Below are 15,100 nucleotides of genomic sequence, written 5' to 3'. Positions count from 1 at the left end.
GGGGTACGACGAGACCATGAGTGACCCGCAGGCCAACGCCGAACAGCTCGACGAAGACGAACTCCCCGAAGACATCATCCCCGACAAGTTCATCGATCCCGCCGACTGGGACGCGGGCGCCGGCGCCGACGAAGAGCCCGAGCACATGGACAGCCTCAGCGACGAAGACGACATCGGCCAGGAACGCGAGTCGTCGCTCAACGCCGAAGACGCGGCGATGCACGTCGAGCGCGGCATCAGCCAGGGCGACGAGTAGCTAGGCGCCGGCGCGCTCGAGGTGGCGGACGACCGCGGGGAACGCCGCTTGCGCCGACTGGGCGCCCATCATGTTGTCCTGGTGGCCGTGGTTGTCGAACAGGATGCGTTCGAACCCGTCGGGGCCGAGTTCGCCGACCAGCCAGTCGTAGGTCTGCTTGGTCGACTCCGGCAGCCACACGAGGTTGTGGGCGCCGTGGAACAGCGTGATCGGTAGCTGCGCCCGCTTGACGTTGGGCATGTAGACGTCGCGCCCGTCGGCGGCGACGAGATGGCCGACGCGGGCGCACGTGGCCAGGTGGGTCATCATCGTCAGGTCGGTCACGCCGAACAGTTCGTGCAGCGTCGCATGCGTCAGTTCGTCGACCGCCGCGTGGTGGACCGAGATGCCGTAGATGAACGACAGGCGCCGGCACACCGACGAGGCGCAGCGCTCTTCGCGCGGGATCGGGTTGAAGCGCAGCAGCGCATCGAACGCCTTGGCGCCGAGCGATTCGTCGTCGTAGCTGTCGGTCGTCATCAGCTGCACCCCGAGACGATGCAGCATGCCCGGCGCCCGCAGGCGGGCCTTGAGACGCGTGAGGCGCGGCGCGATCGGATGCGCACCCACGGACGACAACAGCAGCGACGCCGGAGTCGTGGTGCCGGCCAGCGTCGCCATCATCCACGTCATGGACCCGACGCAGTGGGTGACCCAGTGCAGGTCACGCCGACCGGTCAGCGCCGCGATCGCCTTCTCGGCCGCGGGGTGGTCGAGGTTCGCCACGTCGTCCGCATTGAACTGACCCGTCGACGCGGGCAGTTGCGTCGAGCCGCGCCACTCCTGGATCCACACGTCGTAGCCGTGGGCCACGAGGTACTCGGCGAGGTTCGGCTTGACGGTGTCGAGCGTGTAAGTGAGCGGGTTGGCGCCCATGCCGTGCACGAGCACCACGGGTCCCTTGTCGCCGCCGCGGTAACGCGTGAGGCGCAGGTCCACGCCGTCGTCGGTGCGGTACGGATGCACCTGGGCGGGTGGCAGGTCGAGCGGGCGGTGCGGGCGCGGCGGGGCGTGGCGGGCGATGCGCGTCGAACGGTGCACGACGGTGCCGTACTCGTGCCACAGCGCGCCGAAGAACGCGGCGCCGAACTGGGCCAGCAATTCCAGGCGACGCAGCTCACCGTGCTCGCCGGTGATGCGCATGGTCGACACCTGATGGGCGAACGCCGCCGGCGCGATGTGCACGACGCCGCGACCCACCAGCTCGCCGCGGGGACCTCCGCGGGTGATCGTGCAGTACAGCGTCGTCGACGCACCCCACAACTGCGTGAGGTCGCCCTCCTGCAGTTCCTTGAACCCCTCGAGGTGCAGTCCCGCGCTCGGCAACGGCAGGAGGTAGCGCATGTGGCGCGTCGTGGGTGTCAGCGCGTCGTCGGCGACGACGAGCTCGACGCGGCCGCCGGCCAGGGCGACGTCGCCGGTTCCGCCTCCGACCGTCACGTACCCCTCCGCATGCATGGCGCGGTCAAGGTCACCGGCGAGGGCCTCCACGTCGTCGGTGGACAGCGTGAGGCGCAGCACCAGTGGACGGGCGGCGCGCTTACCGGCGTCCGCCGCGTCGAGGTACTGCTGGATGTCGCCGGCGTCGGGCGCGTCGGTCGGGGCCCAGAAGCCACGCATCTCCTCGTCGAAGCGCAGCCCCGCGGTCACTTCGTTGCCTTCGGCTCCGCCGCGTGCAGGTGCTTCCAACCGACCGGTCCGGCGTAGTACTCGAAGAGGTGACCGGCGAACATCTTGCCGTAGCTCGCCAGCGCGGCGAGGCGGTGCGTGAGGGGTGCCGCGCCCGACACGCGCATCGTCGTCAACTGCTTGGCGAAGTCGTGGGCCGCGATGCGCAGCACGCCCGCGCCCCAGATCGGACCGTTCACGTCGTCGTGATGGATCGTGACGTACAGCGTCGTGGTGTCGTGCCACAGCTGCCACGGCTCTCCCTCGCGCACCTGCTTGTAGCCGTCGAGGAACCAGCGCGAGCCGTCGGTGGCGCGCAGCGGCAGGCGGTACAGCATCTTGGTGTCGGCTGGGTCGCCGTTCTGCGGCACGAAGAGCTGGAACTCACCGCCTTCGATCGTGAGGTTGTCCGGTGAGATCGCGGGGCACCCGACGAGGCCGGTGATCGCGGCGGTCGTCGACGGGTCGCGCGCGATCGCCCGCGCGTCACCGGCCATCGAGATCTCGTACCAGCACTCGGTCTTGTCCGCCATGCCTTGGGCGAAGCCCGCCGCGGGTTCGGTCGCGCCGACACCGACGTAGCCCTTGATCTTCTCGGTGAACTCGAGCAACAGCGCGTCGGCGGGATGCGGAGCGTCGTGCGCCGGCGCGGCGGCATACGAGATCGTCCAGCCGCGCGTCGCCGCCAGTTGCGCGGCGTTGCGCTCGGCCAGCGCCGAGATCGTCAATAGCGGATTGACGCCGAGCGGCCGCGGGATGATGGCGGCGTCGCACACGATCAGCCCGTCGTGCACGGTGTCGCCCGCCTCACCGGTGAACACGCGGCCCATGTGGTCGACGGCGCCGGTGGCGGCGGTGTCGCCCATCGGGCAGCCGCCGAGCGGATGCACGGTGATCAGCGGCTGGCGCAGCATCTCGTGCCACAGCGGGTTCGGGATGTACGTCCCGCCGACGGCCTCTGATGCCTTGCGCAACTCGGTGTCGACCCGCTTGAACAGCGGCTGGCCGCCGACGCCGGGCCAGTGGATCCGCAGCTGGTCGTTCTCGAGCGCCATCGTGCCGGCGCCGTCGTCGTGGCCCATCACGAGGAACGTCTGGGTGCGGTTGATCGGCCCGTGGTACGAGCCTTCGAGAATGGCCTCGGCCGCCATCTTGATGCGCCGCAACCGGTGCTGTTCTTCCAGCGGCTCTTCGGGCGCCGCCGCGAACGCCGGCGCGATCAGGTGCGCCAGCGCGCCGGGGATCGAGCCCTCTTCGATGATGATGCCGTCGTCGAGCGGACGGTCGGCGCGTTCGTCGATGACGCCGGTGATGCACGGTCCGACCAGTGGGCCGCGGGTGTGGACTTCGTGGCCCCACCCGATGCCGTGGGCCGGTTCGTCGCAGTCGAAGGCGAAGCCCAGCACGTCGCCGTTGCCGCTGAAGGACTGGCCGAGCCGCGCCGACGTGGTCAGTCCGTGCTCGCGCGAGCGCAGCAGCAGCTCGGTGCTGCCGAGGGTGCCGGCGGCGAGCACGACGATGTCGGCCTCGAGCGTGAGCGGCGCCTCACCGAAGCGGCCGCGGCCGGCGCCCAGCACTTGGTACTGCACGTTCCACTTGCCGTTGGCGCAGCGCTCGACCCACCGCACGTCGACGCCGGTGAAGATCTTGGCGCCCCACCGCTGCGCGTCGGGCAGGTAGTTCATGATCAGCGTGTTCTTGGCGCCGGTGTTGCACCCGCTCACGCAGTCGCCGCACCCGTTGCACGCCGGTTGCTCGACGCCCGCGGCGTTGACGCGGTCATCGAACGTGACGTTGATCGTGGGGAGCAGGAACGGTTCGTTCAGCGCCGCCGCGCTGCGCTGCAGCAACGTTGTCTTCGCGAGCGGACTGCGCTCCTGTGGATAGGCCGTGGACCCGAGCATGTGACGGGCGCGGTCGAACCCGGCGCGTAGGCCGTCGAGGTCGGCGCGCAGCGGTGCGGGCCAGCGCGGGTCGTCGAACACCCGCGGGTCGGGTTCGATGGCGACGCCGGCGTTGACCTGCGATGTGCCGCCGAGGCCGCACCCCTTGAACACGTTGATGTCGTCGCCGATGTTGAACTGGTACAGCGCCTGGCGGTTGCCGTAGTGGTGACCGCCGCCGGTTGTCATCTGCCACTCGTCGGCGGCCTCCATCACGCTGTCGGGGTATTCGCCCGGCAGCCGCTCGGCGCCGCGCTCGAGCAGGCAAACGTCGCGCCCGGCGCGGGCGAGGCGCGACGCCATGATCGACCCGCCGTAGCCCGATCCGATGATCACGATTTCGTACGAGGCCGCCAGCTCCTCGGGTCGCGACGAGATCCGTTGCATGTCAGCCTCCGGTGAGGGATGCGGCGAGGGCGCGGGTGCGCTCGCCGATGAGTGCGAAGCCGTGCCGCTTCGCCAGCACGCCGGCGCGCGCCAGCGCCGACTGCGCCCGCGCCGCGTCGTCGTCGTGGGCGCGGACGGCGAGCGCGTCGGCCAGTTGCAGCCGGCTGCGCGCTTCGAAAAACGGGGCGTTGATGCGCTCGTGCAACGCCGCGCTGCGCTCGAGTCGATCGACCGCTTCGTCGTAGCGCCCGAGCGACGCCGCCAGCGCGCCGAGGTAGTGCTCGAGCCCGCCGACGGTCGTCACGCCGTCGAAGCCGATCTGGTCGGCGAAGGGCAACAGCAGCTGGTGTACGAGCTCCGCGGCTTCGCGGTGCCGGGTGGCGACCGCGCCCTCGGCGAACAACGCCATGCTCGTCACGTACGCCGGGTCACGCGCCAGGTTGGTGAAGCCGTTGGCCGCCTCGCGGTCGAGCAGGCGGCGCACGTCGTCGAGGCGGCCGGAGTCGGTGAAGATCAGGACCAGCGACGCCACTGCCGTCGCCGGCCGCGGCGAGTCGCCCTTGATGCCGGCGGCCAGTTCGTGGAGCGTGCCGCGCATCCAGTGCACGCACATCGACTGTGACTTGAAGTACACGACCGCCGCGGCGTCGCCGGCCTGCTCGCCGTAGTCGAAGGCGCGGCGGGCGAACTCCTCGGCGGCATCGGCGTTGCCGCCGAGCATGTGTCGGCAGGCGACGCGATGCGCCGAGCGCCACTGCAGCGCCGGTTGCGCCAGCCGGTCGGCCAGCGGTTGCGTCGCGTGGAGGATCTCGTCGGCCTCTTCCACGCGACCGGCCTGCACGAGGTTCAGGTAGTTGGAGATGCCCGACCAGAACAGCACCAGTGGATCGTCGGTGGTGGCGACGATGGCGCGGCTCTCCTCGGTGAGCGCGACGCGCTCCGCGAGCGTCTCGGGCACCCACAGCGGATAGAAGATCATGTTCATGACCCGCACCACGAGGAGGCGGTCGCCCGTCGCCCGCGCCGCGTCGAGCGCCGCGTCCGCGATCTGGCGCCGGCGCGGGTAGTTGCCCGAATAGGTGAGTTCGTTGGCGAGCGTGCCGAGCAGCAGCGCCCGCTGCTGCGGATCGGTGGCGACGGCGACGGCGGCCTCGAGCATCTCGACGCGTTCGACATCCACGCCGCCGAAGGTGCTGAACGTGCCGACGTTGTTGGCCAGCGCGGCGGTGGCGAGGCGCGATCCGTCGTTCTCGCGCTGCGCGAGACGGCAGGCGCGCAGCAGCGTCTCGCGGTGCTCCGGGTCGCCCGACAGCCGCTCGGCGGTGCCCAGTTGCGTGAGCAGGTCGATGCGGGTCGCAGCGTCGGGCTGGGGCGACTGCTCGTGCAGTAGCAGCGCCTGGCGGAAGTAGGCGACGGCGTCGCCGGGCGCGAGGGCGTCGAGGGCGGCGTCGCCGGCTTGGCGCGCCGAGTCGCGGGCGCGGGCGGTGTCGGAGACGCGCGTCGCCTGGAACCAGTGGCGCGCCAACTCGGCGACTGACGCCTCACGGGTGCCGGCCTGTTCGAGGAACTCGGCGACGCGGCGGTGCAGGCTCACCTCGCGCGTCGGGCCGAGGTTGGTCAGGATGGCGTGCTGGACCAGCGCGTGCGTGAACTGGAAGCGCCCGGGCGCGTCGCGCACTTCGAGTACCAGCGCCGCGCTGGTGGCGTCGTGCAGGACCGACAGCACCTTCTCGTCGCTGGTGCCCGTGACGCCGCTGACGACCGCCAGCTCGAACTCGAGCCCGATCACCGCCGCCGCGCCGAGGATTTCTTCCGCCGCGGTGCCGAGGCGCCCGACGCGCTCGGCCAGCACCTCGAGCACGCTGTCCGGCAACGTCACCGCGCCACCGAGCGCGCCCTTGGCCGCTAGGTCTTCGAGTTGGCCGGTGGCGTCGAGGTGGCGGATGACCTCGGTCACGAAGAAGGCGTTGCCGTCGGTCTCGGCGACGAGGCCCTCGGCCAGCTGCGCCGTACCGGCACTCGCAGTAGCGCCCGTCCACTTGGAGAGCAGCTCGGTGACTTCGGTGGCGTCGAGGCCGTCGAGGGCCAGCCGCTCCACACACGGCACACGCCGGAAGGCGGCGAGCGCCTGCGCCATCGGATGATCCGGTGCCAGCTCGGCGTCGCGGAACGTGCCGACCACGAGCAGGCGTGCCGGCTCGGGCGCGGTGGCGATGCTGCGCAGCAGTGACGCGGTGGCAGCGTCGGCCCAATGCAGGTCGTCGAGGAAGAGCACGACCGGGTCCTCGGCGCCGACGGTGCACAGGAGATCCCCGACGGCGGAGAACAACAGGAAGCGTTCGCTCTCGGGATCAGTCGAGATCGGGTCGGCGAGCTTCGGCAACCGGCGCGCCAGCGACGGGGCGAGCGGCAACACGCCGGCGCCGTGTCGCTGCGCGTGCGCGTCGAGCAGGTCGGCGCGGGCGTGGCCGACGATGTGGTCGAGCGCTTCGATCATCGGGCGGTACGGCGCCCGCACGTCTTCCTCGCAGCGCCCCATGGCGACGGTGGCGCCGTCGTCGTGCCAGGCGCGCACGGCGCGGCTTACGACGGTCGTCTTGCCGCCGCCGGGTTCGCCGCCGATGAGCAACACGGCGCGCTGGCCGGTGCGGCGCACGCGCGCGTAGACGCTGTTGAGCGCCGTGAGCACGTCGGTGCGCCCGACGAATTCCGGCGCATCCAGCGCCAGCCGCGCCGGCAGCGGTGCGTCCGACGCCTGCACACGGTCCCACTCGATCTCGACGGTGTCGACCGGCTCGGGGAGGCCCTTCAACTCGAGGGCCCCCACCGCGCGGAAGGCGGTGTCGCGGGCCATGACGCGCAACACGTCGGTGGCCAGGATCTGGTCGCCGTCGGCCAGCGCGCACAACCGCGCCGCTTCGATCACCGGCGCGCCGAAGCAGTCGAGGCCGTCGAAGGTGACGTCGCCCACCGAGATGCCGACCCGCAGCGACAGCTCCGGTCCGCGGCCGCGGCGGTTGTGGCGGTGGACGGACTGCTGGATGGCGCGCGCCGCGGCCACTCCCGACTTGGCCGAGCTGAACGTGGCCATCACACCGTCGCCGAGACCCTTGACCACCGTGCCGCCGTTGGACTCGATGGCGGCGTGCAGCAGCACGTCGTGGGTGCGGCGGACCTCGTCGAAGTCGGCGCGGCCGATCAGGAGCGCGGTGGAACCGACCAGGTCGGTGAACAGCACCGTCACCGTGCTCGTCGTCATAACCGCGTCGCCACCCCCTTGCACAACTCGGGCAAAGGGTACCTAGGTGGCGGCTTCTTCGGCGACGATCGGGTCGACGTGCATCTCATAGGTGCGTCCCGGGCGGGTGGCGAACAGCGCCAGCGCGGTGATCGCGGCCGCCGCGCCCGCGAGTCCCATGGCGACGCGCGGGCTCCACACCTGTGACACGAGGCCGACGAACGGACCGCCGACGACCGTCGTGCCGAGGCCGAGGATGCTGTAGATCGACATCACGCGGCCGCGAAATTCGCGGGACGACAGCGACTGCATGTGCGAATTGGCCACGGCGCCGAACATGATCGCCAGTGCCCCGGTCGGTACGAGCGACGCCATGACGAGTAGGCGCGTGGGCGCCAGCGCGGTCGCCAGCATCGCGGCGCCGAGTAGCAGCGCGACGGTGCGCACGACCAGCGCGCTCGTGGTGGCGCGGTGCGCGGCGGCCAGCGCGCCGATCACGCTGCCGACCCCGAGGATGGCCATGAGCGTGCCGGCGAGGCCGGCGTCGCCGTGCAGCGTGCGCTGCGCCACCAGCGTGAGGAACGTCGGGAAGTTCCACACCAGCGTGCCGATCACGCCGAGCAACACGATCGTGCCGCGCATGTCGGTGACCGACCACGCGTAACGCAGCCCGTCCTTGATCCGCGCCCGCACGCCGTCGCGGTGGACCGGCAACAGATCGCGGGTGCGCATGCCCAGCAGTGCGGCGACGACGAACAGGAAGCTGACGCCGTTGACGAAGAACACCCACGCCACGCCGAAGTGGGCGATCAGGATCGCCGCGATCGCGGGACCGGTGATGCGCGCCGAGTTCGACACCGCGCTCAGCAACGCCACGGCGTTGGGCATCGCTTCGGGCCCGACCATCTCTTCGAGGAACGCGTTGCGCGCTGGGTGGTCGAACACGACGACGAGGCCGAGCGTGGCCGCCAGCGCGTAGATCATCCACACGTGCACCACGTGCAGCGCCACGATGGCCCACAGCACGAACGCCAACACGGCGGCGAGCGACTGCGTCACCAGCATGAGTCGCCGCCGGTCGAGCCGGTCGGCGACCACGCCACCCCACAAGCCGAAGAACAGGACGGGCGCGAACCGGAACGCGAACGTGGCGCCGACGGCCGCGCCGTTGTGCGTCAGCTGCAACACGAGCCACGCCTCCGCCATGTTCTGCATCCACTCACCGGCGAACGACACCAGCGTTCCGAAGAAGAACAACCGGAAGTTGTGATTGCGCAGCGACCCGAACGTCTGCTGGATCGCGCCTGCCATCAACCGATCCTAAAAGACGAATTGGGCGCGCCCGATCCCGTTTTTCGAGACCTGGAGCGCCCAGTTCGGGATCGGAGCCCGAGTCCGCGGACAAGACCGGTACGCTTCCGGACCGAAGACGGCGAGAGCGGGGCGATGAAATGAAGCGGGTACGCGTCGCGATAGTCGCGGCATTGTTTGTGGTCGGGTGGATCAATGGCGCCCTGCACGCGGCTCCGGGGGCGTTTGCCTCCACCTGCGGCAGCGTCAGTTGCTTTGGTCCCGGCGACGCCGCCTGGGATGCGTATTACGCCAACCCCGCCGACACGTCGAAGTGGGCGGCGTTTTGTTCCGGGGGCGGCGGGTCGGTCGCGGTGCAGGCGATCGGCGTTCCCGCGTGCGGTCCCACCGGCGCGACGAACATCTCCCTCAAGGGCAACATCTACACGCCGGGGTTCCAGTGCGTGGAACTCACCGACCGCTACCTGTACGTCACCAAGGGATGGACGGCGGTGAACGCCAACGGCGCGGGGGTCGCGCGCGGCTACGCGGCGGCGCACAGCCTGTCGACGGTAAGCAACGGCACCGTCGGCAAGGCGCCGCAGGTCGGTGACGTCATCAGCTTCTCGAACCAGAGCAACTTCTCCGACACCGGCCACGCGGCCGTCGTGTACGCCAGCAGCGTCGACGGCAGCGGCAACGGCTCGGTGTCGATCCTGAACCAGAACGTCAGCATCAACGGGGCCACGGCGACCGGTGCGACGCTCGACCTCGCCGTCAACAACTGGAACGTCGCGAAACTCGGATTCAACTACGTCGAGTGGCTCCCGCTCGGATCCAACGCGGCGACGCCATCGCTGTCGGTGGGCGATGTGGCGGTGACGGAGACGAACAGTTCGTCGTCGGCGGTATTCACCGTGTCGTTGTCGGCGGCGGCGTCGAACACGGTGTCGGTCCATTACGCCACGAAGAACAAGACGGCCAAGGCGCCCGCCGACTTCACGTCGACGTCGGGCACCCTGACCTTCACGCCCGGACAGACCTCCAAGACGGTGACGGTGCCGGTGGCGGGCGACACGCTGTTCGAGACCCCTGAAACGTTCTTGCTGAACCTGACGAAGCCAACGGGTGCAACCATCGCCGATGCGCAGGCAATCGGGACGATCAACAACGACGATCCCATGCCGACCCTGGCGATCGCCGATGTGTCGAAGGCGGAGGGCAACTCGGGTTCGTCGACGATGACCTTCACGGTGTCGTTGTCGGCGCCCAGTGGTACGGCGACGAAGGTGAAGTGGTCCACGGCGAACGGCACCGCGACCGCCGGTTCTGATTACACGGGGGCGTCGGGGACGGTGTCGATCCCGGCCGGGGCGACCTCGGCGACGTTCACGGTGACCATCACCGGCGACACCGCCAAGGAAGCCAACGAGACGTTCCTGGCCAAGCTGTCCAAGCCGACCAACGCCACCATCGCGGATGGCCAAGCGACGGCCACCATCACCAACGACGACTAGCTGCGCCCGCTCAGTTGTTGGCTTGCGTCTGGCTTGGCGTCGTCGCCGAGTCTCTGGGAGATCGGTTGACGCGCGCGTAGGCAAGAATTGGCGGCATGGCCGAGCGCGTGATCGATGTTGCCGGTCTGGTCAAGACCTTCGGATCGACCACGGCGCTCGACGGCCTCGACCTCGACGTCGCTTCGGGCGAGGTGCACGGGTTTCTCGGTCCCAACGGTTCGGGCAAGACGACGACGATCCGGGTACTGCTCGGTCTCTTGCGCGCCGACAGCGGTGCGGTGCGGGTGCTCGGCGGCGATCCGTGGCAAGACGCCGTCGTGTTGCACCGGCGCCTGGCCTACGTGCCCGGCGAAGTCGTGCTGTGGCCGAAACTCAGCGGCGGCGAGGTGATCGACTTGTTCGGGCGCCTGCGGGGAGACGTCGACGAGGCCCGGCGCGACCAGTTGCTGGAGCGGTTCGAACTCGACCCGACCAAGAAGGCGCGCACGTATTCGAAGGGCAACCGCCAGAAGGTCGGGCTCATCGCCGCGCTCGCCTCACGCGCCGAACTGCTGATCCTCGACGAGCCGACTTCGGGCCTCGACCCGCTCATGGAAGCGGTGTTCCAAGACTGCATCCGGGAGGTCAAAGCCGAAGGGCGCACCGTGTTGCTGTCGAGCCACATCCTCGCCGAGGCCGAGGCGCTGTGCGATCGGGTGAGCATCATCCGCGCCGGACGCGTCAAGCAGAGCGGCACGCTCGCAGAACTGCGGGGGGCGACGCGTACGACCATCGTCGCCGAGGTCGACCACGCCGCCGACGGGCTCAGCCGCGTCCGCGGCATCCACGGGTTCGTCGTGGACGGCCACCGCGTGCGCTTCGACGTCGACACCGCTCACCTCGAGGCGGCGGTCCGTCGTCTCGGTGAACTGGGCGTGCGCAGTCTGGTCAGTCACCCGCCCACGCTCGAGGAGTTGTTCCTGCGCCAGTACGGCGACGAACTTCACCACGAACCATGACCGGCGTCGGTGCGCTCATCCGCTTCACCATCCGGCGCGATCGCGTACGCATCGTCGTGTGGATCGCATCGACGGTGTTGCTGGTGATGGTGACGGTCGCCAGTGTGAAAGGTCTGTTCCCCACGCAGGACGCGCTGAACAACGCGGTGCCGACCGAGCGCAGCGCCGCCGCCATCATCTTCAACGGCCCAGCGCAGGGTCTCACCACCGTGGGCGGGCAAGCGGCGTATCAGACGGGCACGTTCGGGTTGATCGTGATGGGTCTCATGAGCGTGTTCATGGTGGGGCGCCTCACCCGCGGCGAGGAGCAAGCGGGGCGCAGCGAATTGCTGCGCTCGCTTCCAATCGGGCCCCACGCGCTCGACGCCGCCGCGGTCGTGACCGTGGCAGGCATGAACGTCGTCACCGGCGCGCTCGTCGCCGCCGTGCTCATGGCGCAGAGGCTGCCGGTCGCCGGTTCGATCGTGTTCGGGCTGTCCTTCGCGCTCTTCGGGCTGCTGCTGTCGGCCTTCACCCTGGCGGCGTCCCAGGTGAGCGAGAATGTGCGCACCACCTACGGCCTCGGCGGCGTGCTGCTCGGTGCGGCGTGGGTGCTCCGGGGCATCGGTGACGTCGGCAGCGGCGCGGTGTCGTGGCTGTCACCCATCGGCTGGGCGCAGAAGACCCGGCCCTTCGCCGGCGAGAAGTGGTGGCCGTTTCTCGTGCTCGTGATCTCCACCGCGTTGTTGGCGCGGGTGTCGGTGAGCGTGTCGGGGCGCCGCGATGTGGGTGCGGGCCTCGTTGCGCCGCGGCCGGGCAAAGCCGCGGCGTCACCGTCGCTGTGCACACCACTCGGTCTTGCCGCCCGCCTCCAGCGCGCCAGCTTCGTCGGCTGGAGTCTGGGTCTGGCGCTTCTCGCCGTGGCCTACGGCACGGTCACCAGCGCCATCAGTGACTACGTCAAGCAAAACAAGGCGATGGCCGACCTCGTCGTCGCCGGTGGACACGGCAGCATCGTCGAGCAGTACGTCGCCATGTCGTTTCGCATTCTCGCGTTGGTGGCCGCCGGCTTCGCCATCCAGTCGGCGCTGCGCATGCGCAGCGAAGAAACGTCGATGCACGCCGAGGCGCTGTTGGCGACGCCGTTGTCACGCACACGGTGGGCGGCCAGCCACCTCGCCATGGCTTTCGGCGGAAGCTTGCTCATCTCGGTCGCGATGGGAGTCGTCTTCGGCGTGGCCGACCTGGCGGTGACGGGTGACACCGCGGCGATCGCTCACTGCCTCGTGGCGTCCTTGGCGTTCGTGCCCGCGGTGTGGGTGCTCGTCGGTATCACGGCGTTTCTCGTCGGCGTGGCGCCGCGGGCGACTGCGGCGGCGTGGGGCGCGCTGGCGGCGTGCTTCGTCATCGGCTTCTTCGGTCAACTGCTGAAGCTGTCGAACGCGGTCCAAGACCTCTCACCGTTCCAGCACGTTCCGGCTTACCCCGCCACCGCGCTGTCGCCCGGTCCACTGCTCGCCCTGGCGGCGATCGCGTCGGCGCTCACCCTCGCCGGTCTCGCCAGCCTGGGCCGCCGCGACGTCGGCTGAGCACCGCGGCGCAAGCCCCGGATCTCGCTCAGGCGACAGCCGCGTTGGTGTTGGACGGGCGTCGTCGCGCCACGCGAAGCCCGGCCCCTAGAAGGACGACGAGCGTAAGACCGATGAGCCACGGCACGGGCCAGGCGCTGACGTGCGTCGTCGCCTCGCTGCCGAGGAACGTGACCGCCGGCTCTTCACCCCGCGCCGCAGCGCGCTCGACGAGGCGCACCCGGACCTTCAGCCTGCCCGTGGGCTTGACGGAGCCAGTCACGGTCTCGACGCGGAGACTCGAGCCGGGCAACAACTCGGGCACGACCTTCACGGGCGCGTGCGCCCGCGAGAACAGTCCCGTGACCGTGGTCAGCGCTTGGGCGTGGACGCGGACGTTGCCGGTGTTCGTGACGACGAATGACGTGCGGACGCGACCCGGCGTGATGCGCCCGCCCTCGAAGGTGCTGCGCAGCTTGGTAATGGTCAGTGCCGACCGGGTGGCCCCGCTGACGCGTGCATAAATGCGCGACCCGATGCGACGGTCAATCACGACGGTGCTTCCATCAGAGCCGGGCGTGCTCAGCGAGGCGACGATGCCGCCGACGTGATCGCCCGGGCTCGCATTCGCGGGGACGGCAATGGTGAAGGGCACGTCGACTGACTCGCCCCCCGCCAGGGTGATGTGCGGAGTGTCGACGGTCACCCACGAGCCGATGTCACGGGCGGTCCGGGTGCGGGGCAACAGGTCGAGCGTGCCGTTGGCGAGCAAGACCGCGTCGGTCGCGTAGACGTCGAAGGCGGTCGGGGATTGGCTCTGCAGGCGGACGCGGAACGCGTCGTGGATTACGGCACCGGGGCTGAGGTCGAAGCGGAACGCGTCTCGGGCGGGTTCGTCGGCGGTGGGCGCCGGCCGCACCGCCCACGTCGTGGTGTCCGTCTGCGCCGACGCGGGAAGGGCGCCGAAGCCGGCGATGAGCGCGGCCAACGCCGCGACCAGCGCGAGGCGCCGGCCGCGGCGCATGCCGCGATGGAATGGTGCGAACAACTAGGTCAGTGTTAGATCGCGGTCAACGTGAGCACGCCCGAGTAGCTACCGGGTGGCGTCGACGTCGGGAAGCGCAGGTCGAGCGCCGCGGTAAGCGTCGCCGAACCGATGTCGTGGCCCGCCGGCGCGTTCGCCAACACGCTGGCGGTCCGCAGACCGTTCCCGGAGACGAAGCCCGAGGGCACGGCCGGCCCGGCGACGGCACCCGCGCCGGGCGCCGCGATCGACGGCGTCCAGCCGAGGTACTTCCCGCTGATCGCTCCGGGGGCGAAGTCGCTGATCTGGCCGGTGACCGACCACGCCGGCTTGGCCGAGCGCGTATCCGTGACGACCACGCTGTTGATGTTGCCGCTGAAGCCGTAGTAGGTCGACGTGGTGCCGAGGGTGAGGTTGACCCCGCCGTTGGTCGGGATCGACATGGAGAACTCCTCTGTCGCCGGCACGGTCGCGGTGATGGTCTCGCTGCCGGGAGAGCCGTCAGCCTGACCCGTGGCGGGCGCGGCGACGGTGCGAGCCAGTCCGGTCGCCACCGTGGTCGTCGCGCCGGAGGGCGTCGTGCCCGGGAATGCTGCGTTGGGAATCCAGTGCTCGATCTCGCCCGACGCGTAGGTCTGGTCGACGATGAAGCCCTCGGTGCCGTTCGTGCCGTTGTAGGTGGTCTGCACGCTGGGCGAGGGCGTGACGACGGTGAACGTGAAGAACTGCGGGCTGTCGGCGGCCGTGGCCGGCGCGACAACCTGCGGGCCCGAGTAGTGCACGACCTTGCGGCCCGACACGTCGAGGAGTTCGCAGGTCCATCCGGCCACCGGATCTCCCGGCTGGTTCGTCGAGTTCGTCGACGCATCGTTGATCTGCTTCTGCGCTGGTCCACACGCGGGGCTGGTCCAGCCGTCGGGCACGATGATCTTGACGTCCACCGTTGTGTCGTCCGATCCGTTGTACGGGTCGGTCTGCTCGAACGGGACCCGCGTGTACAACGTCTGCTGCGAGTTCGCGGGATACGGCGGAGACGACCCGGTGGCACCGGTCCCGCCCATCGTGTTCGGCGCGAATCCGAATGCCGAACTGGACGCGAAGCTGGCGTGGGCGAAAGCGGGCGCGACGCTCGCTCCCACCAGAGCGGCCGCGGCCAAGAGAATCGTCGTGGTCTTCCAAGTGCGCATGACATA

The 15,100-nt window shown here is 69.9% G+C and carries 10 protein-coding genes; 4 read left to right on the top strand and 6 right to left on the bottom strand.

Annotation, left to right across the window (positions count from 1 at the left end):
- Nucleotides 1-16 precede the first annotated feature (16 nt).
- Nucleotides 17-256 carry a hypothetical protein gene (locus tag VHC63_12155; GenBank protein HVV37351.1) on the top strand — a complete coding sequence of 80 codons (240 nt, stop codon included), beginning with the start codon at nt 17-19 and terminating at the stop codon, nt 254-256.
- Here the strand turns inward: VHC63_12155 and VHC63_12150 are convergent, their stop codons facing one another.
- The 4 genes from VHC63_12150 to VHC63_12135 are packed head-to-tail and all read right to left on the bottom strand — an operon-like array spanning nt 257 to nt 8,842.
- Nucleotides 257-1,945 carry a hypothetical protein gene (locus tag VHC63_12150; GenBank protein ID HVV37350.1) on the bottom strand — a complete coding sequence of 563 codons (1,689 nt, stop codon included), beginning with the start codon at nt 1,943-1,945 and terminating at the stop codon, nt 257-259.
- The gene (locus VHC63_12145) at nt 1,942-4,293 is read right to left on the bottom strand and encodes a GMC family oxidoreductase (GenBank protein ID HVV37349.1); all 2,352 of its coding nucleotides are present in this window, start codon (nt 4,291-4,293) and stop codon (nt 1,942-1,944) included. Before VHC63_12145 ends, VHC63_12150 begins: the two co-directional genes overlap by 4 nt.
- Nucleotide 4,294: 1 nt before the next feature.
- Nucleotides 4,295-7,552, bottom strand: coding sequence for an AAA family ATPase (locus tag VHC63_12140; GenBank protein HVV37348.1), 3,258 nt, complete (start codon nt 7,550-7,552; stop codon nt 4,295-4,297).
- Between the two features lie 42 nt (nt 7,553-7,594).
- Entirely contained in the window at nt 7,595-8,842 is a 1,248-nt protein-coding gene (locus VHC63_12135) for an MFS transporter (GenBank protein HVV37347.1), read from the bottom strand.
- Nucleotides 8,843-9,021: 179 nt separating this feature from the next.
- Here VHC63_12135 and VHC63_12130 point away from each other — a divergent pair, with 179 nt between their 5' ends.
- From VHC63_12130 to VHC63_12120, 3 genes are all read left to right on the top strand, one after another.
- The gene (locus VHC63_12130; protein ID HVV37346.1) at nt 9,022-10,338 is read left to right on the top strand and encodes a Calx-beta domain-containing protein; all 1,317 of its coding nucleotides are present in this window, start codon (nt 9,022-9,024) and stop codon (nt 10,336-10,338) included.
- A 95-nt stretch (nt 10,339-10,433) separates the two neighbouring features.
- Nucleotides 10,434-11,336, top strand: coding sequence for an ABC transporter ATP-binding protein (locus VHC63_12125; GenBank protein HVV37345.1), 903 nt, complete (start codon nt 10,434-10,436; stop codon nt 11,334-11,336).
- Nucleotides 11,333-12,904, top strand: a complete 1,572-nt coding sequence (locus VHC63_12120) for a hypothetical protein (GenBank protein HVV37344.1) — start codon at nt 11,333-11,335, stop codon at nt 12,902-12,904. The genes VHC63_12125 and VHC63_12120 overlap by 4 nt, the downstream gene beginning before the upstream one ends.
- Nucleotides 12,905-12,932: 28 nt before the next feature.
- Here the strand turns inward: VHC63_12120 and VHC63_12115 are convergent, their stop codons facing one another.
- Nucleotides 12,933-13,907, bottom strand: a complete 975-nt coding sequence (locus VHC63_12115; GenBank protein HVV37343.1) for a hypothetical protein — start codon at nt 13,905-13,907, stop codon at nt 12,933-12,935.
- A gap of 35 nt (nt 13,908-13,942) precedes the next feature.
- Nucleotides 13,943-15,094, bottom strand: coding sequence for a hypothetical protein (locus VHC63_12110; protein HVV37342.1), 1,152 nt, complete (start codon nt 15,092-15,094; stop codon nt 13,943-13,945).
- Nucleotides 15,095-15,100: the final 6 nt, after the last annotated feature.

It is taken from the genome of Acidimicrobiales bacterium (assembly GCA_035546775.1).
GTDB lineage: Bacteria > Actinomycetota > Acidimicrobiia > Acidimicrobiales > JACCXE01 > JACCXE01.
Note: the sequence above shows the minus strand (reverse complement) of the source record. Positions and strands in the feature narration are given on the sequence as shown.